General features: G+C 65.8%; 22 protein-coding genes. 15 read left to right on the top strand and 7 right to left on the bottom strand.

Going from position 1 to position 26,876, the window contains the following annotated elements; genetic code table 11:
* Positions 1-56 precede the first annotated feature (56 nt).
* The 7 genes from DPM12_RS20325 to DPM12_RS20295 all read left to right on the top strand — a co-directional run bounded on the left by DPM12_RS20325 (position 57) and on the right by DPM12_RS20295 (position 5,558).
* A complete protein-coding gene (locus tag DPM12_RS20325) occupies positions 57-638 on the top strand; it encodes a TetR/AcrR family transcriptional regulator (protein WP_112260185.1) in 582 nt (193 codons plus the stop codon).
* Between the two features lie 107 nt (positions 639-745).
* Positions 746-1,039 carry a hypothetical protein gene (locus DPM12_RS20320; protein ID WP_123788450.1) on the top strand — a complete coding sequence of 98 codons (294 nt, stop codon included), beginning with the start codon at positions 746-748 and terminating at the stop codon, positions 1,037-1,039.
* A gap of 38 nt (positions 1,040-1,077) precedes the next feature.
* Entirely contained in the window at positions 1,078-1,767 is a 690-nt protein-coding gene (locus tag DPM12_RS20315; RefSeq protein WP_112260183.1) for a hypothetical protein, read from the top strand.
* Positions 1,768-1,783: 16 nt separating this feature from the next.
* Positions 1,784-3,637, top strand: coding sequence for a M91 family zinc metallopeptidase (locus DPM12_RS20310; RefSeq protein ID WP_112260182.1), 1,854 nt, complete (start codon positions 1,784-1,786; stop codon positions 3,635-3,637).
* Positions 3,638-3,920: 283 nt separating this feature from the next.
* Entirely contained in the window at positions 3,921-4,136 is a 216-nt protein-coding gene (locus DPM12_RS20305; RefSeq protein ID WP_112260181.1) for a type II toxin-antitoxin system VapB family antitoxin, read from the top strand.
* Positions 4,127-4,555 carry a PIN domain nuclease gene (locus tag DPM12_RS20300; RefSeq protein WP_112260180.1) on the top strand — a complete coding sequence of 143 codons (429 nt, stop codon included), beginning with the start codon at positions 4,127-4,129 and terminating at the stop codon, positions 4,553-4,555. Before DPM12_RS20305 ends, DPM12_RS20300 begins: the two co-directional genes overlap by 10 nt.
* Positions 4,556-4,691: 136 nt before the next feature.
* Positions 4,692-5,558, top strand: a complete 867-nt coding sequence (locus tag DPM12_RS20295; RefSeq protein ID WP_112260201.1) for an NAD(P)-dependent oxidoreductase — start codon at positions 4,692-4,694, stop codon at positions 5,556-5,558.
* A gap of 443 nt (positions 5,559-6,001) precedes the next feature.
* Here DPM12_RS20295 and DPM12_RS20290 read toward each other — a convergent pair whose 3' ends face one another.
* From DPM12_RS20290 to DPM12_RS20280, 3 genes are all read right to left on the bottom strand, one after another.
* Entirely contained in the window at positions 6,002-9,421 is a 3,420-nt protein-coding gene (locus DPM12_RS20290) for a phosphodiester glycosidase family protein (protein WP_112260179.1), read from the bottom strand.
* 389 nt (positions 9,422-9,810) lie between these two features.
* Complete coding sequence (locus DPM12_RS20285; protein WP_112260178.1) at positions 9,811-10,233, bottom strand: type II toxin-antitoxin system VapC family toxin; 423 nt, start codon at positions 10,231-10,233, stop codon at positions 9,811-9,813.
* Positions 10,151-11,365 carry a class I SAM-dependent methyltransferase gene (locus DPM12_RS20280; RefSeq protein WP_158542978.1) on the bottom strand — a complete coding sequence of 405 codons (1,215 nt, stop codon included), beginning with the start codon at positions 11,363-11,365 and terminating at the stop codon, positions 10,151-10,153. The genes DPM12_RS20285 and DPM12_RS20280 overlap by 83 nt, the downstream gene beginning before the upstream one ends.
* A 166-nt stretch (positions 11,366-11,531) precedes the next feature.
* Here DPM12_RS20280 and DPM12_RS23325 point away from each other — a divergent pair, with 166 nt between their 5' ends.
* From DPM12_RS23325 to DPM12_RS20270, 3 genes are all read left to right on the top strand, one after another.
* Entirely contained in the window at positions 11,532-12,980 is a 1,449-nt protein-coding gene (locus DPM12_RS23325; protein ID WP_158542977.1) for a hypothetical protein, read from the top strand.
* On the top strand, positions 12,929-13,195 hold the full coding sequence (locus DPM12_RS23320) for a response regulator transcription factor (protein ID WP_158542976.1): 267 nt from the start codon (positions 12,929-12,931) through the stop codon (positions 13,193-13,195). Before DPM12_RS23325 ends, DPM12_RS23320 begins: the two co-directional genes overlap by 52 nt.
* Positions 13,196-13,461: 266 nt before the next feature.
* The gene (locus tag DPM12_RS20270) at positions 13,462-14,853 is read left to right on the top strand and encodes a sulfatase family protein (protein ID WP_158542975.1); all 1,392 of its coding nucleotides are present in this window, start codon (positions 13,462-13,464) and stop codon (positions 14,851-14,853) included.
* A gap of 13 nt (positions 14,854-14,866) precedes the next feature.
* Here DPM12_RS20270 and DPM12_RS20265 read toward each other — a convergent pair whose 3' ends face one another.
* The 4 genes from DPM12_RS20265 to DPM12_RS20250 all read right to left on the bottom strand — a co-directional run bounded on the left by DPM12_RS20265 (position 14,867) and on the right by DPM12_RS20250 (position 18,904).
* Positions 14,867-15,949, bottom strand: a complete 1,083-nt coding sequence (locus DPM12_RS20265) for a LacI family DNA-binding transcriptional regulator (RefSeq protein WP_170313729.1) — start codon at positions 15,947-15,949, stop codon at positions 14,867-14,869.
* Between the two features lie 173 nt (positions 15,950-16,122).
* Positions 16,123-16,860 (bottom strand): SDR family NAD(P)-dependent oxidoreductase, encoded by a 738-nt coding sequence (locus DPM12_RS20260; protein WP_112260173.1) that lies wholly within the window; start codon positions 16,858-16,860, stop codon positions 16,123-16,125.
* Between the two features lie 3 nt (positions 16,861-16,863).
* Positions 16,864-17,754 carry a dihydrodipicolinate synthase family protein gene (locus DPM12_RS20255; protein WP_112260172.1) on the bottom strand — a complete coding sequence of 297 codons (891 nt, stop codon included), beginning with the start codon at positions 17,752-17,754 and terminating at the stop codon, positions 16,864-16,866.
* Between the two features lies 1 nt (position 17,755).
* Positions 17,756-18,904 (bottom strand): mandelate racemase/muconate lactonizing enzyme family protein, encoded by a 1,149-nt coding sequence (locus DPM12_RS20250; protein WP_112260171.1) that lies wholly within the window; start codon positions 18,902-18,904, stop codon positions 17,756-17,758.
* Between the two features lie 90 nt (positions 18,905-18,994).
* On the opposite strand from DPM12_RS20250, the gene DPM12_RS20245 reads away from it, so the two are divergent.
* The 5 genes from DPM12_RS20245 to DPM12_RS20225 form a co-directional block, all read left to right on the top strand.
* Positions 18,995-19,795 carry an IclR family transcriptional regulator gene (locus DPM12_RS20245; RefSeq protein ID WP_112260170.1) on the top strand — a complete coding sequence of 267 codons (801 nt, stop codon included), beginning with the start codon at positions 18,995-18,997 and terminating at the stop codon, positions 19,793-19,795.
* Positions 19,796-19,818: 23 nt separating this feature from the next.
* On the top strand, positions 19,819-20,769 hold the full coding sequence (locus DPM12_RS20240) for a carbohydrate ABC transporter permease (protein ID WP_211659181.1): 951 nt from the start codon (positions 19,819-19,821) through the stop codon (positions 20,767-20,769).
* A gap of 137 nt (positions 20,770-20,906) precedes the next feature.
* Positions 20,907-21,653 carry a carbohydrate ABC transporter permease gene (locus DPM12_RS20235; RefSeq protein ID WP_211659180.1) on the top strand — a complete coding sequence of 249 codons (747 nt, stop codon included), beginning with the start codon at positions 20,907-20,909 and terminating at the stop codon, positions 21,651-21,653.
* Positions 21,654-21,679: 26 nt separating this feature from the next.
* Positions 21,680-23,005, top strand: coding sequence for an ABC transporter substrate-binding protein (locus DPM12_RS20230; RefSeq protein WP_112260169.1), 1,326 nt, complete (start codon positions 21,680-21,682; stop codon positions 23,003-23,005).
* A 67-nt stretch (positions 23,006-23,072) separates the two neighbouring features.
* Positions 23,073-26,876 (top strand): COG1470 family protein (locus tag DPM12_RS20225; protein WP_146751940.1); only part of this gene is annotated, 3,804 nt, incomplete at its 3' end.

Below are 26,876 nucleotides of genomic sequence, written 5' to 3'. Positions count from 1 at the left end.
ACTACTCCTCAAAGGTATAACGGTCGTTCTACTAGAACGACCGTTATACTAGTTGCGTGGTGCACACCAAGCAACCTTCAACCTCGGCCCGCGAACGCCTGCTCGCCGCAGCCGGCGAGCTCTTCTATGCCCGGGGCATCAACGCCACCGGAATCGACGCTGTCGTTGAGCGCGCGGGCGTCGCCCTGGCCACGCTCTACAAGCACTTCGGTGGCAAAGACCGGCTTGTGGCCGCCTACCTCGAAGAACGAGACGACCGCTGGCGCGCTGACTGGGAAGCCGCCATCGCCGCCGCCACCACCCGACAGCAGCGCGTCCTGGCGATTTTCGATGCCCTGCAGCGATGGTGGGGCACTGAGGGCCGCTACCGTGGCTGCGCGCAGGTCGACGCTGCTGTCGAGATCACCGACGCCGACCACCCCGCCATGGCCGCGATCATCCGACACAAGACGCACCTGCGCCAACGCCTAACCGAACTCGCCCGCGAAGCCGACGCAGCCGAGCCCGAACAGGCTGCGGCAGACATCGTGGTGATCTACGAAGGCACGATCACCGCATTGCTGCTTCAAACCGTGCCCGACCCCCTCCAGCGAGCACGCCGTCTGACCACCGGATTGCTCCCGACCGACAGCAGATGATGAACCGGCCGTCGATCAGACTGCCTGCACCCGAACCATCCTTCGAAGCTAGTACTATCAGCTCACACAATCGCGAAACGGCTGAAGGAGGCGCGGGTGATGATGACATGAGCAGGGTAAGGGCCAACCCAGAGACACTCAGTGACGTCGGTAACCGGATGCTCACCTCGTCGCGCGACCTCACCGAATCCGGCGCCGCCGTAGGTGAGCAGGGCACATTCGACCGCGCGTGCCTCGGGCAGGCAGCCGTCGGGGTGATGATCCACGAGAGCTACACCACAGCCGTGTACTCCTCCGCACGGTTGGTGGAGAACCTCTGCGCCGTCCTCGAGTCCGACGGCGAGCACCTCCAGCGCGCCTCCCGTGACATCGATGAGGTCATGAATCGTACCGAGCCGTGAAGCGTCGAAGGGACGGCCACCATGCGAGGACGAGAGGAATGGTGCCGGCGATGGTCCTGTGCCGCATACTCACGGCGGCGGTCGCCGTGAGCATCCTCGTCGGCTGCAGCGGAGGCGATCCCGGCGACGATCGTGGCGACGGCACGCCGACGCCGCCCGTTGCTCTCGATGTCGCCCTCGACGCGGAGCTCGGTGTCGGCGCGCCCACTGGACCCGATTACCCGCCAGAGACGTCCGGTCTGGTCGCCGAGTACACCGTCACCAACAACGCCGACGTAGCGGTGCTCGTGGTGGAACGGCGGCCCGCGGACATCACGCCCACCATCGGCATCCCGCTCCCGGATACCGCCGAGTCCAGCTGGGTTTACTCCGACGACTCCGGGCGCATCCTCGTTACCAAGGAGATTTTCGCCACCGCCGGCGCCGACACCGACAGCGGCACCGCGTACCGGGCGCCAGCGGTGCGGCTCGAGCCCGGCGAGAGCGTCACCGGCCGCGCATTCGCTCTCACTCCGTTGCGGCGTATCGCGCCAGACACCGACGTTTTCGTGGTGCCGGGCGCGAGTACCCTGCCGGCCAACGCGAGGTCATGGTCGTTCTGCGTGCAGATCGCCCCTGACCCCGGCGAGACCGGCGCACCGACCATGGCCGACCACACTCCTGATCGCCGGCTCGTCTGCTCGACGGCCACCGATTTACCGCCGGACGCGCTCGCCGGCGGGTCGTGAAGGACGGAGGTAGACCATGACCGTGTCGCTCCCTGACGTGTGGGATCTGCAGGCGAACACCGGGTATCTCGACACCGCCCAGCACGCGTGGCAGAGCCTGGCAACCGACTTCGGCGACGAGGCGACCAACCAGCGCGACCGTGCGGCCGAACTGCGTCTCAACTGGGAGTGCAGTATGGCCGACAGCTACTTCGAGCACGCCGGGCGAGTGGCTACCGTCCTCGGCGATGCCTCGGACGCCTGCGGGAAGATCGCGGACCTGCTCGGCCAGCTCAAGACCGACGTGCGCGATGCCCAGGACGAGCTCGATACCAGCTTCGCCCGGGCGTCGGCTGGCACGAAGTCCGCCGTGCGCGCCGACGGGATGGTGACGTTCACCCCGTGGAACGACGATGACGATCTGAGCCACGTCTACGCCGAGTTCGATATCGCACAGGGCATCGTGGACGATGCAATCGGCCTGGTCAGGAACCGCGACGAGACACTCCTCGAACTGGGCAGGGACCTCTACGCGCTGGCGAGGGCGTGGGGTGACGCGGCGGACGGCACGGATCCGGGGTGGGACGTCCCGACCGGCACCACTTACGGCGTCCAGGTGACCTCTCTGGACGGCACGAGCGTCATCACCACGGGCGACGGCGCGGACCACGTGGAGGTGAGCATCGACCCGGACAGCGGCGAGACCGTCGTCACCATCACCGACGCCTCCGGAAACGTGACTACGGAGCGGATCGCGGCGGGTGAGGAGGTCGTCCTCAATACCGGACGCGGGAGCGACGAGATCTTCGTGCCGCCCGGCACAGCCGTGCACGTCAGATTCGCCACCGGTGCCGGCGACGACACCGTCTCCGCTCAAGGATCCGAGGGCGACATCGAGGTGTTCGGGGGTGACGGGTTCGACACCACCGAGACCGGCACCGGTGACGACTTCGTCAGCGGGGGCCGCGGTGACAGTTACATCGACGGCGGCGCCGGCGACGACGTCCTGGCCGGCCGGCACGGCGACGACGTCATCTACGGGATGGACGGGAACGACGTCGTTCTCGGCGGTGCCGGGCGCGACTACCTCGAGGGCGCCGCCGGTGACGACCGCATCTTCGGCGGCGATGGCCAGGACACTGTCTCCGGCGGGTACGGTGACGACCGCATCTTCGGCGGCACCGGCAACGACACCATCTACGCCGGGGGTGGCAACGACACGATCGATGGCGAGCTCGGCCGCGACGAGATCTACATGGAGCAGGGCGACGACGCTCCCGCCGGCGAGAGTGTCGTCATCGTCGAGATCCCGTCCGAGGAGGAGTACCTTCGGTGGCTGGAGTTCGAGGTGGGTGGCTCGCAGGAGTTCAAGGACCGGGTGCTCGCCGATCTGCACATGATGGCGTCCAGCCCCACGGGGCAGAAGATGCTAGAGCGCCAGGGCGAGCACTACGACAACTCGGGATTCCTCGGGTTCGGCAAGGACAAGGTCACCATCGCCGAGCACCCCGGTGGCAACAACAGCGCGTCCTACTCCGGTGACGACTATCGGGTGGAGCTCGATGTCAACCACCTCGCCCCCGGCTACGACATGGGCTACACCGAGAACTACGACATCACACCACCGGCGGTCTTCTTCTTCCACGAGCTGGGCCACATTAACCAGTACCGCACGGGGGAGCACGAGCAGTTTCGTGACCCGTCCGACCCCGACGGCAAGGCCCGATACTCCGACGGGACCCCGCTCATCGAGCGGCAGAACGTCGGCCTGCCGTGGGATGCCGACTGGGACGGGACCACCGCGGAGGAGATCGACCCCGACTACGACTTCGACTACACCGAGAACGCCTTCCGTGACGAGCTCGGCTTGCCCGACCGCAACCAGTACTGACCGGTGGCCGCGTCACACTGGTGGCATGAACACTCGCGGCACCCCCGCCTCGAGGCGGGCGAGGGTCGCTGCGCTTTCTTGCGCCACTGCCCGGTACACGTCTGACCCATGGCTGCTTGCCGCCGCCGTCTCCGGGCAGGGCGCGAGGCTCCTAGCCAGACGACGTCGTGAACCGCCCCGCAGTGTCCGGAACTCTGGTTGGTGCTGTGTTTCGAGCGGGGGCTCCCCTCTCGTATATATACTGGACAGTGCACGTATATATTCGCGTTGGTGGGAGTTGCTGATGAGTAAACGCCTTGTAGACATCGACGACGAGACGCTGCGGCAGGCTCAGCAGGTCTTGGGAACTGTGACGATCAAGGAGACTGTCAATGCTGCGCTGATGGGGACGATTCAATCGTCCTCCAGGCAGGCGGTGAGCCGTGAGTCGCTTCGCCGATTCAGTGAAGCCGCACGTGACCTCAAGGATTCGAGTGTCATGGCCCAGGCATGGGAGTGAGCCCTGCGCGGTGGCTCATCGACAAGTCGGTGTTGGCTCGGATTGGTGAGGATTCGGTCGCCGAGGTTGTCCTGCCCCGGGTGCAGGCGGGTCTGGTTGGTGTCAGCATCGTGACCGAACTTGAGGTGGGCTTTTCAGCGCGGTCGATCAATGATTATCGGACAACGCGAGACGACCTACTTGATCATTTGTTTCCGGTGTTGATGCCTGCGCGTGCTGAGTTCCGAGCGAGGGAGATACAGGCGTGGCTGGTTGAGCGTGGTGAGCACCGGTCTGCTGGTGTGGCTGATCTGTTGCTGGCGGCCATGGCCGAGATCGAAGGGCTGACGATCTTGCACTATGACGCGGACTTCGAAACGATCGCGAGTGTGACCGGTCAGTCGACGGAGTGGGTTGTTCCTCGTGGCTCTGTCGCGTAACTGGCTTGCGCCAAGGACTCGATGAACACGTCGGTGCATCATCAGGGTCAATCGAAGGAGAAGGGGGTCGTAGCGCGTGCGATCGGAACCGTTGCGCCTTGCCATCGCACCGCACGCGGACGAGGCTATCGTCGAGATGGTTCGCCAGGCAGGTGCTGTCGTGGTCGATCTCGCCGGCGCCCAGGCTCTCGCCTGGACTGCATGGACTGATTTGGCTAGTTTCCCGAAGTCGCTTCCTGCCGGCATCGAATGGGTGCAGCTTCCGTCTGCTGGCGTCGAACGATGGGTGGAGGCAGGGATTATCGATCGAGCGCGCGTGTGGACGTCAGCCGTGGGTGTGTGCGCGACTCCGGTGGCCGAACACGCGCTGACGTTGCTCTTGGCGGGGGTCCGGCTGCTTCCGGAGTGTCTTCGGTCCGCGGAATGGGCCAGGACGGACCTATTGCCCCGCGTGGGGACGCTGGCCGGGTCCGTGGTGGGGATCGTAGGTGGCGGAAGTATCGCCCGCGCCCTGATCCCGGCCCTCGCTGCTCTGGGGGCAGAGGCGTCAGTCGTGAATCGCGGCGGTCATCCCGTGCCCGGAGCTGTCGAAACCCGACCAGTAGCGGAGATCGGCGATTTCTGGGAGGCAGTGGATCATGTGGTTGTCGCCGCCCCCGACACCCCCGACACCCGTCATCTGGTCGGCTCGGCCGAGCTCGATGCGATGAAGCAAACCGCCTGGCTCATCAACATCGCGCGCGGTCCCATCGTGGACACCGAGGCGCTCGTCAGGGCACTGGACAGCGCCAGCATTGCCGGCGCGGGCCTGGATGTGACCGACCCGGAGCCACTCCCAGCTGCCCATCCACTGTGGGGGCATCCCAAGGTCATCGTGACGCCGCACGTGGCTGACGCGGCAATGACGCTGCGGGGTTTCCACCAGCGGCTGACCGGGAATATCCGGCGTTGGATGGCAGGCGAGGACCTTGTCGGCGTCATCGACCTGGATCGCGGATACTGAGGTTGTCACCGGCGACGCTGTCGCCTATTTCCTGAGAGGACGTTTCGTGGGTTTTCGCCCGCGGCGACCTCGGCCGGCCGCTGCGTGCCCGCGACCTGTGGCAAGCCTTGGACCTGCCCGTCGTGGGGTCGGCATCTCTGCCAGCTCGCGCGCTCGTCGAGACACCGCCGCCGACGCCAAACCCGCCTCACACGTTTGACCCCATCGAGTTCGAGAGCATCACGAACACGCCAGCCGACCCTGGCAGCGTGACGAGGAACGGTCACCTATCCGTACCGCAGGCCCATCTGCTGGCACTCGCGGCATGCTTGTCTACCCTTTCAAGGCTGTTGTCGTGTTCATCTGGTCGCACCATCCGTGTTCGTTTGGTCGGGAACCGTGGAGGGTCACACGGTCGTCGGCGCCGCCGAACCGTCGTCGCGCTCAGCAGTGGTGCGTCCGGCTCATCGAGGGTCGCGGACGAGACGGATCCGCTGGTGCTCGGTGGTGTCGTTGACGGTCACCGAGAGCGTCACCAGTCCCGGACGCAGGGCGGTGAGCTCACGCATCCGCGGGTCGTACACGGCGGAGTGGCGGGCTCGCGCGTCGTCGGGCGAGCCCACGTGGACCTGCCTGCTCGGTTCCCACGCCGAGCTGACCGGGTAGGTCACCGGGATCTCCCGGCTGCCCTGGGTGATCGTGGCCGATAGGGACGCCGTGTCGCCTACCCGCACCTGTTGCGGCACGGATAGGGTTAGCTCGTCGACGTGGGGCCGGAGCTCGGCGGTGACCCAGTCCGGCCCGCCGACGTGGGCGGCCTGCCGCGCGTTCTCCTGCTCGTCGTCGGACACGGGGGACACGCCGAACATCGACCATCCGGTAAACCCGCCGTCGGTGGTCCCGGTGGACGGCGACTTCGCGGAGTTGCCGTTGATGACGTAGGGGACGCCGTCCACCGACGACGCGTGGAACGTGCCCACGTGCCCGCCGATGAAGGCCGCGCCCTTGCCGGTCTGGTACTGGAAGTCGGCGAGCCAGTTCTCGATGAGCGCCGCCTCGTGCCGGTCGGCCAGCTGGCTGTTCTTCGACGGCGTGGGATCACGCGGCGGGTGGTGTGCGATGACGGCGACGGAGTCGATGGCCTCGTCGTCGGCCGCGTCGTCCAGAGCCGAGCGCAGCATGGCGATCTGTTCGAAACCGCCGCCGTGAAGCGTGCCCAGCGACGTGTCGAGTGTGATGAACCGGGTGCCTTCATGGTCGAAGGTCTGGTGCGTGTCGCCGAAGTGGTTCTGGAAATTCTCGATGTCAGCACCCATCACCTCGTGATTGCCGGGAACGTAGTAGTAGGGCAGCGCATCGCCGATCTCCTCGTCGAGGATCTGCTGCGCCAGTTCGAAGTCGGCGGTGGAGGCCTCGTCCACCAGATCTCCGGCGATCACGAGGAAGTCGGCGTCGGACGCCTTGATCTCCCGCAGTGTCCGCCTGGCCCCTTCCACCAGGGCGGAGTCGGGATTGCGGGCGACGAACTGCGCGTCGTTGAACACGGCGAACGTCCACTCGGCGTCGCCTGCGGCGGCGTCCTGAGCGACGACGGGATCGGTGACGTCCGGCTCGGGCGGGACGTCGACGGTGGGTGCCGCGTTCACGTACAGGTTGTCGATCAGTACGTCACCGGTGTATTGGGCGGACGCCTTGGTTTCGATGATGGTCAGCCGCTTGAAGTACAGCTCCTGCGGATAGCCCTCCGGCACCGTGAGTTCGACGGTGCGCCAGCCTTCCCAGGTGATGTAGGGGCCGTAGACGGCGGGCAATGTGTTGCCGTCGGCGTCGACGAAGGTGAACGCGGTCCATTCACCTTGGCCTCGGCCGTAGATGGACAGGCCGAAGGATCGGGACTGCCCGGAGACGCCGAGCGAGTCGTTGTGCGAGGAGACGCCGAGGCGGGTCGCGGTGGCCTGGGTGAAGTCGTAGGACAGCCGCAGGCCGGCGCCATCCTCGCCGTTCTCGGTGGGTTCGACCTCGGCGTCGGCGCGCACGCCGTACGCGTACCAGTCGGACGGGTCGTCGAACGTGTCGAGCATCTGCTTTTCCACGCCGACGCTCACCCCGACGGAGGTCTCGGTGTCGCCGACACGCACGGTCACCAGGCCGCCGACGCCGTTCTCGTGCGGCACAACTTCGAACCCGCGCACGCCGTCGGCCCGCACGTCGAACAGGGACGTGTCGTAGTCGAGCTCGACGTCGCCCGGTTCGATCGGCGCGGAGGTGCCGTGCTCGTCGTATCCGAGCACGCCGAAGGTGGCGGTGTCGTCGAGCGAGGCGATGTTGACCGAGCGCTCGGTCGGAGTGATCCGTGCCGGTGCCCCCAGGACGTCGAGGGTCTGCTCGGCGTCTACGGAGCCGGCGGCGGCGGTGACGGTGGCGGTGCCGGGTTCATCCGGGACGACGACGCCCGTGTGCCCGTCACCGGTGACGCTGCCGTTGCCGGTTTCCCAGGTCAGCTTGGGGTCGTCGGTGGCCGGGCCGTAGGTCTCGTCGTGCGGCGTGGCGGACAGGGTACGGCGCAGCCCGGCAAAGGCGCGGTCCGGCCGGCCGCCGCCGACGGGCGCGTCACTGGCGGCCTCGTCGGAGTTCAGGGCTGTCTGCAGCCACAGCCCGGTGGTGGTGCCGCTGGTCTCGGGAGCGAAGATGCCCAGGCCGTTCGACACGTTGCGCAGGCCACCGTCGCTGAGCTCGTTGTCCACCTGCAGGGTGTCCGTGCCGGGCAGGCGGGTGACCATGGTCGAGGAGCCGCCACCGTCGATCTCCACCGCGGTGCGCACACCACGATCGGCCATCATCCGGGCCATCTCTGCCAGCGTGGCTCCGCGGCTGTGGCTGTAGTTGTCGCCGTCGGCGCTCAGGATGGTGATCTCGGTGCCGTCCTCGGAGAAGCCGATGGCGGTGCGGGCGGCGTAGGTGGAGTCGTTGACGTCTTGCACCTGGCCGTCGTCGACGAGCAGGTCGCCGGTGCCGATGGCGGTGTCGACGGGGCCGCCGTCCGCGGCGCGGGCGTCCCATTCCACCGTGACCTCGTCGCCGGGTTCCAGCTCGTCGAGAATCTCGGCGCCGCCGTCGCGGCCGACGAGGGCCACGGCACCGTCTGGGAGCTGGCCTTCACCGGGTGTGTCGGTCACGTCGCTGACGGCACCGTCGACGACGATCACCTCGGTGACGTCGTCGACGCCTTGGACGGCGCGGGTGCGCGGATAGTCACCCCAGCTCGCGTCGTAGGCGCCGATGCTGCCCGAGGGCAGGTCGGAGCTGTTCAGCCGGTCGATGGGTTGGTCGCCGTCGGGCAGCTCGACCGTGCCGTCGAATTCGACGTGGGTGATCCGTCCGGTGCCGTCCTCGGCGAAGGCGACCATGCGGGTGCGGTTGCCGGAGGGCGATTTCAGCAGCCGGCCGTCGGCGAACGCCGCTCCGATCGGGGCGCCGGAGTTGTTGATGTCGTAGAAGTCGCCGTTCACCGCCGCGACGGCGTCCTCGGCGGCCGCTTGCTCGGTGACCGGAGCGAGGTCGGTAAGACTTCCGGTGGACAGGTAGCCGACGCTGGCGCCGTCGGTGATGTCCACCGTGATCGCGTTGGTGACCTGCCAGCCACGTGGGCCGATCGTCTCGGTTTCCTCGGCCATGACACCGGCGGCGACCGGTCGCGACTCGGTGGCCGTCTCGATCGGCTCGTCGGCGTCGACGGATGTGACCGGTGACGCGGCGGCCGGCAGGTCCGAGCCGGCCGGGCCGGGTGCGACCAGGGCGAGTGCCGTCGAGGTGAGCGCGACGAGGCCGGTGGAGAGGGACAGGAGGGTGGAGCGCCGGGGAGGGCCGTGCACGGTATCGGACACGTGACTCCTCTCGTGGTTGATTGTCGAGCAGTGCCCATCCTGTCTGGAATGAAAGTAATGCCCGTTAATTGGCGCTGGACGCCATGCGAACCCGTCGTGGCGTCTCGCGAACAATCACCCTGCCCGGTGCCGTCGTGGCCGGCGATGACAAGCCGCGGCGCCAGCACCCCAGGGTTGGCGGTTCTCGTAGCGAGACGCCGTTGACCGCCGACGAGAACGATGCGGCGTTGGTTGTCGCGGGCACCGATGAAGAGCTGTTGCTCTCACCGTTCGTACTCGCCGAAGCGGATTATCTGTTTGCAGGCAGACATGCATACGGCGCCGCACGCGAGTTTTGGGTGAGGTGGCCGCCGCCGGTCACGAGTTTCTGTCGAGTTTGGCCCTCAGGATCATGATTCGGGTGTGATGGTAACGATTTCGCAGCGTATCTGCTGGCCGGACCGGGCGATACGGCCATCGCTGGTCAGAAGAGCCATGCGGTGGCGCTCGGCGCAGGCCACATAGATGGCGTCGGCGTATCTGAGCGCGGAGGACAGTGCCCACGCGCGGTGCACATCTACCCAGGTCACGGCGTCCATGCTGACCTCGAGCTGCTCGGCGTCTAGCAGCGCTTGTTCGATGTCCTCGGGCTGGAATGGGTGCTGCGGACGACTGGCGGCTGCCCGGAGCCCGGACATGACTTCGAATGCGAAGTGGCCGGGTGCAATTAACGGCTCTGATGCCGGATGCTCAGCCAGCGCGCGGCGGGCCGCCTCTCCTCGCGGACCAGCATCTGCGACGGCGTCGATGATCGCCGATGCGTCGACGATCACGTCGACCGGTCGCTGAGTTCTTCGGCCCGCTCAGTATGAGCGTCGTCCACAGCGTCCAGAACGGCGAGCCGTTCATCGTCTGCGACGGCGGTCTGGCCGTGCAACCGGCGTGCCGTGCGATCAAGCACTTGGCGCCGCCGCAAGTGGGCCGCCTGAGTGTGAACGGCCTCGCGCAGGTATGCCTGCAACGACAGCCCCCGGTCCGCCGCGGCGGACCGGAGCTGCTCCAAGTCATCACTGGGCACGTCCCGGATGAGTACGTTAGGCATACACGCATGCTATCTATCGTGCTATCGCACATGCAAGCGCATCCGTACCAGCCACCGGGTTCGAGCGCGTCCCGGACCCGGTCGGTTGCGCGGTCGATGTCGCGGCATTCGTGCATGGAGATGTTGTTAATGACCAGCGTTGCGGGCCGGTCGAGGGTCCATTCTTCGAGTGGGCTGATCTGCAGGCTGACCCTGTTCTCCAGGCCTGCGTCGGTGATGCGTTGGTGGGCGAGGTCGATGGAGTAGGAGTCGCCGTCCACGCCGATGATCTCGCACGCCGGGTAGGCCTCGGCGAGGCGAACCAGGCCGATGCCGGAGCCGCAGGCGGTGTCGACGATGCGCCCGGAGGTTTGCAGCTGCTCGGCCAGGCCGGGCACGTGGGCGAGTCCGTCGGGCACTAGGCGGGTGTAGAAGGGGGTGCCGGTGGTGGCGACGCCGGCGATCCATTCCGGGCTGCACTGGTCCCACCACAGACGTTCGCCGGTGGGGAGGACCTGCTCGAAGCGGTCGAACATGTCGTGCTGTTCGAGGATGAGGAACACCCCGCCGATATACGCGGGTGAGGTGGTGTCGAGCAGCAGGGTGTCCATGTGCGGAGCGAGCGTGTAGCGGTCGCCGTCCCGGGTGCATACCCCGGCAGCGAGGGCTGACCGGCACCACACGGATACGTAGAAGCTGTCCAGCTGACGCAGGGCGGCTAGCTGTTCGGCGGTGATGCCGTCGGGGGCCGCTGCGAGGGCCTCGATCAGCCCGTTGCGCAGGCCGATGCTGATGGTGCGGTGGCTGGCGTACCCGCCGGCGTGGCTGAGCAGCGGTTTGGCCTGGTCGGCGACGGTCGGTGCGTGCGTTTCGGTAGCAGTCACGTGAGCTCCCTGCCTGTCCGTCCTGTACATGGCGTATGGCGTCACGGTTGCACCCAGGCCGGCTGCGGAACATCGGTGAATTCACCTAATCCGGTCGCAACGACACCACAGGCGTGCTGCTCCCAGTCGCTGTCCGGACCTCTTCATCTCTCGTACGATCGAGGTTATGAGCCGACGGCCCACGCTCCTTGAGAACGCCGAGCGGGCGTTAGCCGACGGGGACTGGGCCGCCGCCCGCGACGCGTTCGCCGCAGCGTTGGACATCGCCGAGACGGCCGAGGCGCTAGCCGGGCTCGGGGAGGCGCTGTGGTGGCTCGGCGATGTCCTCACCGCAATCGAACAGCGTGAACGAGCGTACGCGGCGTACCGGCGTCGTGGTGATGTCGTTGCGGCTGCCGATGTCGCGCTCTGGCTGGCGCTGCGGAACTACTCCAACCTCGGCAACGACGCCGCCGCCTCCGGCTGGCTCGCCCGCGCGCGCACACTCGTCGATGATTACGACATCGAGGCGCTGCGTGGCTGGGTCTTGCTCTACGAGGCGGAAACCGTCGGACTGGACGAGGGCGAATCACTGGCTCGCAAGGCGCTCGACCTGGCCTACCAGGAGGATGACCGCTCCCTCGAACTGTGTGCGCGCAGTGAGATCGGCGCCAAGCTCATCACACTTGGTCACGTCGGCGAGGGAATGAGACATGTCGACGAAGCTATGGCGGCTTCGCTGGCCGGCGAGAGCAACACGCCGTTCGCCGCCGTCTACGCCAGTTGCAATACGGTGCGGTCCTGTACCAGTTGTGCCGCGTTCGAGCGCGCGGTCCAGTGGATTCGCGCTGCCGACCGTTTCGTTCGCCGGTTCGGCTGCGCGTTCCTGTCCGCTCGCTGCCGCACTCTGTACGGCACGGTACTGACAGCCGTCGGCGACTGGGTGCAGGCCGAAGAAGAACTGCAGGCGGCCGTGCGCCTGTCCCGGAACGCCTTGCCCGCCGTTCACGCCGACGCCCTGACAGGGCTGGCAAGCCTCCGGCTGGCGTACGGCAGTGTCGAGGAAGCGGAGCGGCTCGTCGACGAACTCCACGATCGCCGTTCGGCTGCTCCTGTTATTGCCAGGATCGCGCTCGTCCGGGGCGAGCCAGCCAGCGCGGAGTCCACGCCGCGCTGCTGGCTGCGCGATGCTGACTGGCCGTCACTCGAAGACCTGCTGCTGCATGAGCTACTCGGCGAAGCGGAGTTGGCCCAAGGACGTGCAGCGCAAGCCGCGGACCGTGGAGGCGCAATCGCGGCGGCCGGGGAGCGCCACGACCATGACATCGCCACCGCGATCGGCATGCGGTTGCACGGTCGAGCTCTCGTGCACACCGCCGGGTCGAGCAGGCACGTCCACGCTTCGACAGGGCACTTGCGGTGTTCACACGGCTTGGGATGCCCCTTGAGCTTGCGCGTACGCGGCTGCAGCTCGGCGGCGCACTCGCGCACCATGATCCCCCGGCTGCCACCGCCGAACTGCGCCGTGCGCTCAAGGCCTTCGAAGGCCTCGGCGCCGCCCGCGAGGCGAACGAGGCCGCGGGGATGTTGCGTGAGCTCGGGATCGCCGCTGCTCGTTCGGGGCCGAAAGGGCTGACACCGCTCAGCACTCGCGAGCGCGAGGTCCTCGCCCTGCTCGGCGAGGGGCTATCCAACCCAGAGATCGCTGACCGGCTCTACATCAGCCGCCGTACCGTGGAACACCACGTCGCGCGCACGCTCGACAAGCTCGGCCTGCATAGCCGTGGCGAAGCGATAGCCCAAGCGGTGCGCTACAGCGGGGAAACAATCACAGCACCCTGTGAACCGTAGCTTCGCTCGCGCGAACGTTCATCTGCCGCCAGGAAGCGCACCAGGAGGCCGTTCCCGGTACGCCGGAACGGTTCGTACTCACGGGTTAGGCGACGCCGGCTTGCCGGCATATGTAACGATTCATCTCGCTGCTAAGGTATCGCTAGAAGATGGTTAGCACATTGCATGGTAAAGAAATGGATCGTTACATTCGATCTTGATATGCCGGACGTTGGGCTAGCGATGCAGTCCGGTACCCCAGACGTCTCACCAGGGAGAACATGTCGATGAGCCGACGACCGAGCGTGGTGTTCCTCTTCGCCGACCAGCTGCGCGGTCGCGATCTGGGCTGCATGGGCAGCCCGGTCGTCCAGACGCCGTGGATCGACCGCCTGGCTCACGAGGGGGTGCTGGCCCGTCGCGCCTACGCGAACTCGCCCGTCTGCACGCCGAATCGCGGCACCCTGCTGACGGGGCGGTTCCCACATGCGCATGGCGCTATCGCCAACGACATGCCGATGCACCCGGACGTGCCGTCGATCGGCCGGGCGCTGCACGGCGCCGGCTACCGCACCGGTTACGTCGGCAAGTGGCACCTCGACGGTGTCCCGCGCAACAAGTTCACCCCGGTCGGAGAGCGCCGCCACGGCTTTGACTACTGGGCCGCCTACAACTGCTCACACGACTACTTCAGGCCGATCTACTACCGCGACGATCCGCGGCCCATCGTGACCGACGGATACGAACCGGTCGTGCAGACCGACCTGGCGATCGATTTTCTCCAGTCGCTCGCCAGCGACGACTCGTTCGCGCTCTTCCTGTCGTGGGGGCCACCACACGACCCGTATGACCAGGTGCCTGAAGAGTACCGGCAACGCTACGACCCGGGCCGAATCGACCTGCCGCCCAACCTGCTGGCAGCCGACGGTAACCCGCTGGCCGACGGGCTTGAACCAAGTGAGACGTTCCGTTCCTACTACGCGGCCATCTCGGCCCTCGACGATCAGGTGGGCAGGCTGCTCCGGGAGCTCGACCGGCTGGACCGCGAACGCGACACCATCGTCGTGTTCACCTCCGACCACGGCGACATGCTGTGGGCTCATGGCTGGATGAAGAAGCAACTGCCCCATGAGGAGGCCATTCACATACCCCTCATCGTCCGCTGCCCCGAGCTGCTGCCCGCCGGCCACACGTACGACGCCCCCTGCTCGACGGTGGACCTCGTGCCGACACTCCTGGGCCTGGCCGGACTGGAACCCTTGGAGGGGATGCACGGCACAAGCCTGGAGGCTGGCCTGCGGGGCGGCTCCAACGCCGACGACGCTGTCCTCATCATGAACCAGTGCCGGTTCGACGAGGCGCTCTTGCAAGGGGTCCCGGAATGGCGGGGGCTGCGGTCCCAGCGGTGGACGTATGCCGAGACCCTGGGACGTACGCCGTGGCTGCTCTTCGACAACGACGCCGACCCCTGGCAACTGGAGAACTTGATCGACTCGGCCCAGCACACCGCGGTCCGTAGCTCACTGGCCGCGGAGCTGCGAACGCGACTCGATCAGATCGGCGACCCGTTCGCGGACACGCTGGGAATGGTCGAGCACATCGGTGCCGATGAGGCATGGCGGCTCCGTGAGGTCGACATGATCGCGAGGTTCGGCGATCTGCTCGAACCGACAGAGTGAGAACGTCAGTCGCTCAGCGCCGCACGCTCGGCGACTGGCTCCGCGACCACGGTGACTGGCTCCGCGACCACGGTGACTGGCTCCGCGACCAGCCCGCGTGGGCGGGCGAGCTTGAGGCGCGGACCACGAGCTCCGGAGACATCACGATCTGCTGGTGCTCGTGCTCGTCCGGGCCGTCGTCGACCTCGTGCAGCAGGAGCGTCGCCGCGGTCTGCCCCAGCTCGTACCGGGGTTGCCGCACCGACGTCAGCGGCACCGCCGAGCCGGCAGCGAAGTCGATGTCGTCGTAACCGACGAGCGCTACGTCGCCCGGGACAGAGACGCCGTTGGCGAACATCACCTGGAGCACCCCCAACGCCAGCAGGTCGTTGGCGCAGATCACCGCTGTAGGACGGGGCCGGATTCCCAGCAGCCGTTCGCCGGCGTCGCACCCCGCGCCGAAGCTCAGCTCCGAGCATTCAATGACCGTGAGCCGGTCGGCGGGAACGCCGGCCTCCGTCATCGCCGCAAGGACGCCCTCTCGTCGCTCCGTTACCTGGTGCAATAGCGGTGGCCCGGATACGTAGACCAGCCGCTCATGCCCCTGTTCCAGCAGATGGCTCGCAGCGAGCCGGCCACCCAGCACGTCGTCGACCGACACCGAACACTGCCCGCTGCCGTCGGCCCGGCTGTCTAGCAGCACGATCGGCACGCCCCGGTCGCCCAGCTTGGCCAGCCACGCACTGCCCGGATCGACCGGCGAGATCAGCACCCCCTCTACCTGCTGCTCCTCCAGCATCTCGACATTAGACTCCTCACGCAGTGGCTGGCCGTCGCTATTGCACAAGATCACCGACAGGCCCGCCCGGTGGAGCGTCTCCTCGACACCGCGGATCACGTCGATGAAGAACGGATTGGCGATGTTCAGGACGACCAGCCCGACCGTCCTCGTCCGACCGTCTCGGAGCTGACGAGCCGCGTTGTTCCGCACGTAGCCGAGCCGTGTGATCGCGTCGAGCACCTTGATCCGGTTCGCTGCCGACACATAGTCCGGCCGGTTCAGAACGTTGGACACCGTGCTGACCGACACACCCGCGCTACGGGCGACGTCCTTCATACTGACCACGATCCGGCTCCCTGCACATTCTCGAGCCAGGAGACCTACGGCATCGACACCACGTCATGCGCTGACCTGCTGCCAGGAACCGACCTCCCGGGCGGGACACGTCCCGTATGTAACGATACATAGCGGCTAGCCAGGCAGCTCACGGTGCCGGTCAGGCATTTCACTCACGATGTTCCCGGCTCAAGCCAGCGGGATCGAAGATCGGGTCGAAGCCAGGCGGCGGGTGACGCAATGGATAGCCCACCGTCGACGGGCAGTGTCACGCCAGTGATGAATTCAGCCCGGTCCGAAGCCAAGAATGCCACGGCTTCGGCGACGTCGTCCGGCTTACCGACGCGGAGCAAGGGATAGCCCTCGGTCACGTTCTCAATGTCTACGTTTCCGATCATTCCCGGTGCCACGGCGTTGACGCGCACGCCGGCCGGTCCGTATTCCAATGCGAGTTGCCGTACGAGTCCTTCGACGCCCGATTTGGCGGCGGCGTAGACAGGCAGTCCTGGCGCGGCAAGGGTTGCGTTGACCGAGGTGACAGCGACGATCGACGAGCCCCGGGGGAGTAGCGGCAATGCCGCACGGCAGACGTTGAAGGCGGCGCCCAGGGTGGCATCGATGCCGGTGCGCCACTGTTCGTCGGTCGTCTCTGCGGCGGCCGCAACGGGCATGACCGCGGCCGCAAGCACGACGACATCGAGACGGCCCAGCACATCATGGGCGCGGGAGACGGTTTCGGAGGCGACTTCGGGCATCGCGCAGTCGGCCGCGACATGCTGGGTCAACGATGGGTCGGAGGTGTCCTCCAGGGAAACTCCCACCACCTGGTAGCCACCATTTCTCAGAGCACGGGCAATGGCGCGGCCGATGTCTGACGACGCACCGATCAACAACGCACCTCGTGGGTTCATTGGCTACAGCCCCAAGTCATCCAAGATCGCGTGCAAGCTCGTACGACTAGCCGTGTCGAGCGCGCGTGCCGGAGCACGAACCGTCGCATCGGTGATCAGCCCACGCCACAGCATGACCTCTTTGTGTACGGCCCACGCGAGGCCGGACTGAAGGCCGAACAGGATGAGCGGCAGCAACCGGGCGAAGTCGGCGTGAGCAGTGCGCACGTCTGCGCGCAGGTGTGCTTCGAGCACGGGCTTGAGCAGGTCCGGAAATTCGCAGGCGGGCATCGTCCCGACCGCGCCCCGTGAGTACTCGTCCAGGCAGAACTGCGCGTTCTGGCCGCCGAGCACGGCAAACTCATTGTCGCCGAGTGCGTCGACGACAGCACTCACCTTCGGTGCCGTGGGCGGCGCCTCGACCTTGACCGATGTGACGCCGTCGAGCTTGCTGAGTTCGACGATGAGCGATGGCGTCATGCTCACGCCGGTCACGGCGGGGGCGTCTTGCACCATCACTTCGAGGCCAGTCGTGCTGGCGACGTCGCGATAGAAGTCGATGAGCTGGTCCGGGCCTGGAGTGACCAGGAAAGGCGGCAGCACCATCAGCGCATCCGCTCCACCTGATGCGGCCTCCTGCGCTTGCTCGACAGCGGTGACCGTCGATGTGCCGTTGACTCCGGCGACGACGGGGACGGCCCCGCCCACGACGTCGATGACGGTGTCGAGAATCGTCGCCCGCTCGCTAGCGGTCAGTGCAAAGCTCTCACTAGCCATGCCGAACACCGCGATGCCGTCCACGCCACTTTCCAGCTGGAATTCGGTGAGGCGACGCAGGCTCGTGACGTCCAGCGACCCGTCGCCATGAAAAGGGGTTGCCAGGATGGGAACCAGCCCGTGAACGGTGGGCGGCACGTCACGACTCCTTCGCTAGTTGGACGACTGCCTCGTCGTCGACGTCTATGCCAAGACCGGGACCAGATGGGAGTCGGAAACCATCTGGCCGACACGACAATGGTTCGCGCAAGATACGTGAGCCCACCTCCGTTGATGTGGGCTGGTACTCGAAGCTTGCCAGGTGCTCGGCGGCGGCCGCCACGTGCAGCCCGGCGGCAAGCGCGACCCCCATACCGGTCGAGTGGTGCGGCGCGACCGGAACGCCCCGTGCCGCGGCGAGCTCGGCGATGATCAGCCCTTCAGTTATACCGGTTCGTCCGATGTCCGGCTGGGCGATGTGCAGCGCGCCGGCGTCAAGCCACTGGTTGAACTCATATCGATTCCGCAGTGCCTCGCCGGCAGCGATCGGGATTCGACTTCGTGCCGCGAGCTTCGCGTGTCCGGCGACGTCTTCCGGCGCCGTCGGCGCCTCAAGGAACCATCCGTCCCGCTCAGCCAGGGCCTCAGTCAGCCGGAGGGCGTCGTGCAAGGGGTAGACCCAATGCGCGTCGACGGCGATTCGCAGGGACGGTGCCGCTGCCTGAACCGCGTCGACCGTTGCCAGGTCAGCATCGATTCCACGCCCAAGGTGCAGCTTGACGGTGGGGGCACCCTTCTTAGCCCACTCTTGGGCCAGCTTCGCCTTCTCGTCGTCGGTCGGCTTGGGAAGGCCGGACACATAGGTGGGAACGTCGGTCCGGAAGGCGCCGCCGAGCAGGTCCGCGATGCTACATCCAGCTAGCTTGCCGGCCAGGTCCCACAGGGCGATGTCGACGGCGGCGAGGGCGTCGGCTTGATGGCCGACGAGGTGGCCGCGTTCGCGCATCAGATCCCGCAGCGTGGACCAGGCCGGGCGTGGTCGGGTGGCACGCATGCCCCGCAGTACCGGCGCGAGGATGAGATTCACGATGGTGGCCGGGACTTCGGGCGCCACCGGCGCGAGCCCCTCACCCCACCCCACCGTGCCGTCCTCGGCAGTCACGCGGACCAACAACGTCTCGAACCGATCGGAGTAGATGCTTCGCCACGGCTCGCGCAGGAAGTATTCGTCCCGCACACCTTCCGATCCCAGGTAGGCGTCGTCTGCCTTGTACTTCACGACGAACGTCTTAACGTCTCGAATCAGCATCTCGAACCCTCAGTGTGGTTGACACCGTTCAATCTATGCGAGAGCCTCTCACATATTGCAAGTAGCGTCCAGATTTCAAGGAGATTGCCCGTGGCGGTGGAACAGGGCACCAACCAGAGCGTCGAACGGGCCGCCGCAGTGCTGGCGACATTCCTCGACGGCCAGCCACAGCGAGTGTCAGATGTGGCCAACAGCGTCGGCTTGGGGCAGTCCACGACGTCACGGCTGCTGGCCACGTTGGAGTCGATCGAATACGTCGAGCGCGATCCGGTGAGCAACCTTTACCGGCTCGGGCCAGCGCTGATCACGTTGGCTGGGGTCGCCATCAACCAACATCCCGTACATCGGGCCGCTCGTCAGGTTGCGCAGAACCTGGCGGCGTCGCTCGAACTCGGCGTCAACGTGGCGGTGCGACGCGACGACGCACTGTTCTACTTGTGCAACTTCGAAGGTGCGAAGGCGCCGAAGTCGTATGTCCTGATGGGCCGGCGAAACCCGTTGCATGCCACCGGGCTAGGCAAGTGCTTGCTGACGGCGCTCGATGGTGAAACACGTCGAGCGCTGCTGCCAGAGCTGAAGCAATTTACGGCACACACGTTCTGCCGCCACGACGAACTCGACGAGATCGTGGCCGAGGTGCGTCGCCGGGGATATGCCACGGAAGTGGAGGAGTTGGCGCTCGGCCGAGCGTGTGTCGCCGCGCCGATATTCGACCAAACCGGGGCCGTCGTGGCGGCGCTGTCGGTGTCGGGTCCGCTGTCAGCCCTAGATCTACCTAACAGAGAAACCGAACTTGGTCGACGAGCCATTGAAGCTGCCGATGAAGTCAGCATCGCTCTCGGCTTCGACGTCAGTCTCGCCCATCAGGCGTCAGGCGCGCCCATCACGTGAGGGCGCCACGGTGAAAGGTAGGCATGACGATGAAGCTCAAGGAGCGCCCAGCGGCCTCCGCATCGGCAGATAGCCGTCGAGCACCACCGGAGTCAACCGGACGTCGCGGTCTGTCGCAAACGCAAATTGCACTCGCCCTGGTGGCGCCGGCACTCGTGCTGTATGGGGTGGTGCTGCTCTATCCACTGATCGCGTCCCTATGGGTGGGCCTGTTCGACCGCTCGCTCGTGCGCCCTGGCTCGGAGTTCGTGGGCCTGCAGAACGTGCTGGACGTGCTCTCAGAGGACTTTGTCGGTCTGACTCTAAGAACATTGGTGTTCGCCACGGGCGCGACAGTACTGCCCTTCCTCATCGCGTTCGGTCTAGCGTTACTGCTCAATCAGGGCATCAAAGGGCAAGGCGCACTGCGCGGAATCTTGCTCTTCCCATGGATCCTGCCTGGCGTCGTCGTGTCCTTCCTCTGGCTTTGGATCTTCAACCCCAACAACGGTGTGCTGAACGGCGCGTTGCGCGAACTGGGGCTCATCGAGGAGAACCTCAACGTCTTCACCTCACCCTGGCAGTCGATGTTGCTGATCATCGTCGCCAAGGCATGGCAGACCTTTCCATGGGTGATGGTGATGATGCTGGCGGGGCTCCAGGCCGTGTCGCGAGACCTGCTGGAAGCGGTGTCCGTTGACGGTGGCGGCACGCTGCGGCGGTTCTGGCATGTCACGTTGCCGTCGTTGCGCGGCATCATCTTCACTGTCTTGCTCCTCGAACTGCTCTGGAACTTCCAGCACTTTGAGATGATTTGGGTGCTCACACGCGGGGGACCGGCCGACGCGACCACGACGTTCTCGGTGGAACTCTACGAAACCGCGTTCCAAAGCTTTGATCTCGGCCGGGCTGGCGCGGTCGGCATTCTCTGGTTGGCCGTTCTGTCGATTCCTGTCTGGCTCTTTACCAAATACGGCGATCGGAGGGTGCGATGAGCGCGAGTGTTGACGTGCGCCCGGAGACGGTGGTCCCCTCCGGTTCGAGACAGACGCGCCGAAAGCCAGGGCGACGGATCGCTCTGTGGGTGGCACTCGCAGTCATAGCGCTATTTGCGCTATTTCCCGTGTACTGGATGGTGCTGACATCGGTCACGCCGCGTGAACAGGTATTCGAGTTTCCGCCGAGCTTTATTCCGACGGCGATCACGTTCGAGCATTACGTGACATTCTTCGAGACGCCCGCACTGCTCAAGTACATGGTGAACAGCATCCTGGTTTCCGGGGTGACGGCCTTTGGCGCAGTCATCGTGTCGTCATACGCGGCGTACTCGTTGTCGAAGTTCGAGTACCGCGGGCGGAAATCTGTGATGTACATGATCTGGTCGTCGCAGATGTTCCCCAACGCGTTGCTGCTGATCACGTTGTACTTGATGTTCGACAACTTCGGCTTACTCGATACCCACTTAGCGCTCATCTTGTCGTTCATGACGTTCACGCTGCCGCTGTGCACCTTTGTGATGAAGGGGTACTTCGACACCATCCCCACGGAGGTGATCGAGGCAGCACGCATCGACGGCGCGCGCGAGCGCGTGATTACGACCAAGGTGCTGCTACCCATCGCCCTACCCGGAATGGTGGCCGCAGGGCTGTTTGCCTTCATCCGGGGGTGGAACGACTTTATATTCGCCCTCACCCTGGTTGGCCCGGACAGGCGAACCTTGCCGCCGGGGCTTGTCATCGAATATCTCGGAGAATTCCAGGCGGACTGGCCAGAGCTCATGGCGTCATCGTTCATCACATCAATACCGGTGGTGATCGCATTCATGGCTTTGCAGAAGTACTTCGTCGAAGGCCTGAACGTCGGTTCGGTCAAAGGCTGAGCAATCACGAACCTCAAGGAGGAGAGATGAGACCCTCGAACATGCGCGCCGGTATGAGCCGACGTACATTTCTGACCCGCACGGGAGCGGGCATGCTCGTTCTGTCACCTGCGGGGGCCCTGGTGGCGTGCGGTGATGACACCGGCGGCAGCGCGACGAGCGGGTCTGGCGGCGTCGACGAGGTCACCTTCAACAACCACGGGTTAGCCGAAGGCGCTGACGCCGCCGTCTACGAAGAACTGATGAAGAGGTATGAGGACGAGACCGGCATCGACATCGTCGGTAACGGCATCCCGTTTAACGAAGCGCTCAACCAGTACATTCTGCAGGCGCGGTCGGGCAACCTCTCGGGCGTGGTCGCGCTTCCGCAGGGCTGGATCCCATCGTTGGCCGAGCTGGACGCTCTTGTTGACCTCGGATCGGTCATCGATACGTCGCTCTTCACGGACAGTTCGCTGGACACGGTCGTCTACAACGACATGACCCTGGCCTTCCCAACGACGTCTGGCGCTATCGGCTTGGTGGGCAATGGCCTCCTGCTGGCCGAGGCCGGCATCGACGAGTTGCCAACAGACATCGACTCATTCGAATCCGTGTTGGAGGCGATCAAGGATCTCGACTCTGATCTCATTCCTTATGCGGCCATGACGGGAATCGAGCAGGGGCGCGACATCGCATTCTGGATGCGTGCCTTCGGTGGCGAGGTCATCGACGAGAACGGAACGATCAGTCTGGGTGACGACGGAAGTGTTGCCGCCCTGGAATGGTATAAGACCTTGCTCGATCGCGGTTTGATCGCGCCGAACATGAATCGTTTCGACGCCCGTCCGCTGTTTGCCCAAGGCAGGGTCGGGTTCTATGACGACGCCGACATCGCGCCCAGCATCATCGGGCAAGAGACAACTGATGACGAGTTGCTGAGCAACATGGTTCCCGTGCCGCGACCGGGCGTGCCTGGCGTCGATGTGCCACCACAATCGCTCAAATGGGGCGGCGGTGGTTACGCCGTGTTGAAAGGCAATGACGACATCGAACAAGCGTCGATTGATTTCGCCTCCTGGCTGTCAACTGACCTGGAAGCAGTGATCAGCGTGTTTGAAGGGACAGGACGCGCGCCCGTCCTGAAGGAAGCACTACAAGATGAACGGTTCACGTCAGATGAATGGGCGTCGACGTGGGCTGAGGATATTGCGGCCCATGCCCGGCCGCTGTTCGAGTTCTACCCGGAGTCGGCGCGGATGGAAGAAATCCTGGGCGAGATGGTCGAGGCGGTCATGCTCGAGAATAAAGACGCGGAGACTGCGCTGGCCGACGCCTCAAGTCAACTCCAGGAAGTCATCGAGCAGTCCTGAGATTTTCGTGAGTCGCCCGTAGATATCAAGGGCGTTGAATCGATTCATTCCTGGCGATGGAGGCACCATGACGGAGCGGCAAATCTCGCGCAGATCTATTTTCACCCTGGCCGGCGCCGGGCTTGGCCTGGCAGCGGTCCAGCACATGACGGGCCCGCTGCACCCGGCCATGGCCGCGTTACGGAACGCGCCAGCGACCGAGGGATTGCCCGGCCCACTCCGGCAGATCGAAAAGCCGGGGCTGACGATCGAGGAGGATCCGGCGGCGGTCCTCACCGGACCACGGCACCGCGTGTCATTCCGGCTGGCCACCTGGGACGGAGGGCAGGCATATGTCCGCGACATCGAGGTGAAAACGGACGGCGGGTGGATACCGGCCACCAACCCGGACGCCCGGTTCGACGAGCAATGGGTCGTGCTGGTCGGCGCGGACGGATCGAAGACGAATTACTACGCGTCGATGACGCCGCACTGGCTGGCGCTAGACGAGATCGAGCCGATTGACGACACCACGGCACGCCTCACCACGAGCACGGATCTCGGCTTCGACATTGCGGTCACGTGGAACGTCGCCGGCGACAACCCGGTCGCGGAGTGGACGGTCACCGCCGGAGCCGACGGGCATCACATCGTCGCATACCAGGCCATGGACATCGCCCGGTTCGCGAATGTCGAGGAGGTGTTGTGCGGGGCGCTGCAACACGCACGCGTCGTCGACGGGGTCGAGTCACTGAACGCGAGCGAACTGTTCGCCCCGATGTCCTTGGTCCAGCAGACCGTCGGTGAGCAGGTCTGGACAACTGGTGTCTATCTCCCGGCCGAGAGCGAGGACTTCGCCCATCTCGCCAGGATCGGGTTCGACAACCAGCCGTACGGCATGAGCCTGCGCAACGGTGACGTCGACCCCGAGGCCGTTCAAGCGGTGGTGTTCGCTCCGCAGATCGGTGAACAGTCGCCCCTCGAGGCCGGCGACTCCCGGACGATGAGCTTCGGTGTCTGCGCCGAGCCGGCGGACCTGTACACGGCGTACACCGGGCTGGCCCGGAAGGAGTATGGCCTGCGTGCCTACCGGGAGAACGTGTTCGGGACGTCGTTGACCGAGGCCGTGTTCAACCTGATCGACCTGGTGATGCGCGAGCCGGACCACATCGATCCGCAGGGCGGTTTCGTCCCGTCGCCGAGTGGGTGGTGGGAGCGAGCGAAGGGCTTCGTGGACATCGAGAACGACCAGACCGTGGTGATCTCGCATGCCGCGGTGCTGCTGAGCGCCTACCGGCTCACCGGCGACGATGCCATCTACGAGCGGCGGGCCCGCCCGGTGCTGGAGCACTTCCTGTCGCGGGAGACGTGGGGCAACCGGTTCACGCCGGTCATTGGCGGCCACGACCGCTATCCGTGGGGGATCGGCGGGCCGGCGGGGGATGCCGCACATCTGGTTGCCCTGCTGCGTCAGGGGGCTTCGCTGAATCCGGTCGTACGCGAGCTGGCCATTCAGACCATGCGGGAACGGCCGCGCCGGCCTGCCGGATCCGCCATCGAGACCGGGCGCACGCCGATGACCGTGCCGTACGTGGCGCAACAGTTCACCGGGAGCCCGGCGTACCTCGCCGAGGCGCGCGCCAACGCGGCCGTCTACGCGGAGCAGTTCGTCAACCGCGCCTATACGGCCAACGCGGCCCGTGTTCAATTCGTGTATGACTACGCCAAGGACTGGACCGAGTTGTTCCTCGTGTCCGAGGTGACCGGAGATGAGTCACTGCTGGAAGCGGCCTACCGGGAGGCGAAGCGTTTCATCACGGAGATGCAGGTACGTGAGGTCCCGGACACGATGATCACGACGCCGACCCATCCGGAACTCACCGACCAGACCGACAAGTGGCAGGACGAGGGCCGTCGCTGTGTCTGGGAGGGGTATACGCGGACCGAGATCCCGGTCGAGGAGGTCCCGGCCTGGGTGGTATCCACCTGCGGTCTGACCACCGAACAGCTGAGCACCCACCGGCTCAACGGCAAGTACAACCTTCCGCACTGGTCGGCCTTCCTGCAACGCCTCGCGTGGCGTACCGGGGACGAGTTCATCCACGATGTCGCACACAACGGCGTGGTCGGCCGGTTCACCAACTACCCCGGCTACAACCTGCGCCAGTTCACGTCGTGGACGATGCATCCGGAGTTCCCGCTAGAGGGCCCGCCCGGTGCGGGAGCGATCTATTACCACCACATCCCCTCGCACCTGGGGATGGCGCTGGACTACCTGTTCACCGAGCACCTGATCCGCTCCGACGGCGCGGTCGCGTACCCGGGCGTGTTCGAAGACAACTATGTCTTCTTCAAATTCCACACCTATGGACACGCGCCGGGCACCTTCTACGGCGAGGACGGCGTCTGGCCGTACATGCCACGCGGGATCGTCGACGTCGACAACTATCAGCTCAATTGGATCACGGGCACCGGCAACGGCTCGCTCTATCTCAGCCTGACCAACGAGAGCGAGAAGCTCCAGGTCGCGCAGATCACGTTCGATCCCGAGCGCAGTGGCGTCGAGTCGGGGCGGACATACACCGTGGAGGTCATCCGCGACAACGGCGATCGGGAAGAACGCAGCATGCGGGGTGCACAGCTCGCCGTTCCGGTAACCGGCCGGGGCATCACCGCGGTGATCGTGCGTGGCGTGGAACTGTCCAGCCCGCTGCATGTCGTGCCCGAGTACGCCGCACATGGCCCGGGCAGCTTTCACTTCGACGACGAGAGTCCCGTGGGCCTGGTCCGGGGCATGATCCTGGTGCGGCCCGACCGCGGCAAGGCCGACGCGTACATCTTCGCCGGCACCGAGGACCCGGCCACCCTGCGGTACACGCTCGACGGCGAAACCTGGACCGAAGAGCCAAACGAGGTGTACCCGAACGAGTGGACGATCGCCCTGCCGGACCTGGACGCATCCTTCACCTACGAGGTCGTCGTCGGCGACGCGAAGTCCGAGTCGGCGACGCTCTCGCTACCCGCCTCGGTCACGGGCGTCTGCCCTGCGGGGAAGATCGCGCATGCCGAGCTGCTCGCCGATCCGGATGTCGCCGGCGGTGACACTCTCTCGGTCGAGGTCCGGGCCTACAACGGGACGGGCGGCCAGCTGGAAGGCGCAGGGGTGGAGCTTCACGTGCCCGACGGCTGGGTGGTGAACCCGACCGGTGATCAGCCGACGGTGATTGACGGCGACCCGGCCCTGTGGACGTTCGACGTGACCGTTCCGGTCGACGCGGCCATGGAGACGCATGCGATCGGCGCGACGCTGGACTGGGACGGCGGTAGCGAGGAGGTAGCGGCGGTGGACGTCCGCGTCATGGATGCGGTCGAGATCCTCGCCGTCGACGTGCCGGAACCCGAGGTTGAGCCCGGCGCGTCGATTCCGCTGGCGGTGTACGCGATGAACCGCGGACCGGTGGAACGCAGCGGCCCGGTGACGATCCTGACTCCGAGTGGCTGGACACTCGAACCGGCCGAGCAGGAGTACCGGCTGGAACCGCGCGGCTGGGCGCGGTACGACTACACGCTGACCGCGCCGGCCGACGTGGCGCCGTACACCACCCATCAGCTGACTGCCCGGGTGGGGAACACCGAGAGGGAGGTGAGCGTGTCGGTTCTGTCGCCCGGCCTGGTTATCACGAACAACTCGCCGGTCGGCTACTTCGAGACCGGGGCGTGGGGAGCGAGCGGGCTCCTCGGAGTCGACGGGGAGCGGTCGCGGTACAGCCGCACCGGTGAGGAGGGCAGTACCGCGACGTGGCAGCCGTGGATTCCGGAGCCCGGCCTCTACGAGGTTGCTGTGTGGTATCCGTCGAACGATCAGACGACGACCGCTGCGGTGTACACCGTC

The sequence above is a fragment of the Phytoactinopolyspora halophila genome (assembly GCF_003287285.1).
Taxonomy (GTDB): domain Bacteria; phylum Actinomycetota; class Actinomycetes; order Jiangellales; family Jiangellaceae; genus Phytoactinopolyspora_A; species Phytoactinopolyspora_A halophila.
This window is presented reverse-complemented; position numbering and strand designations above follow the sequence as displayed.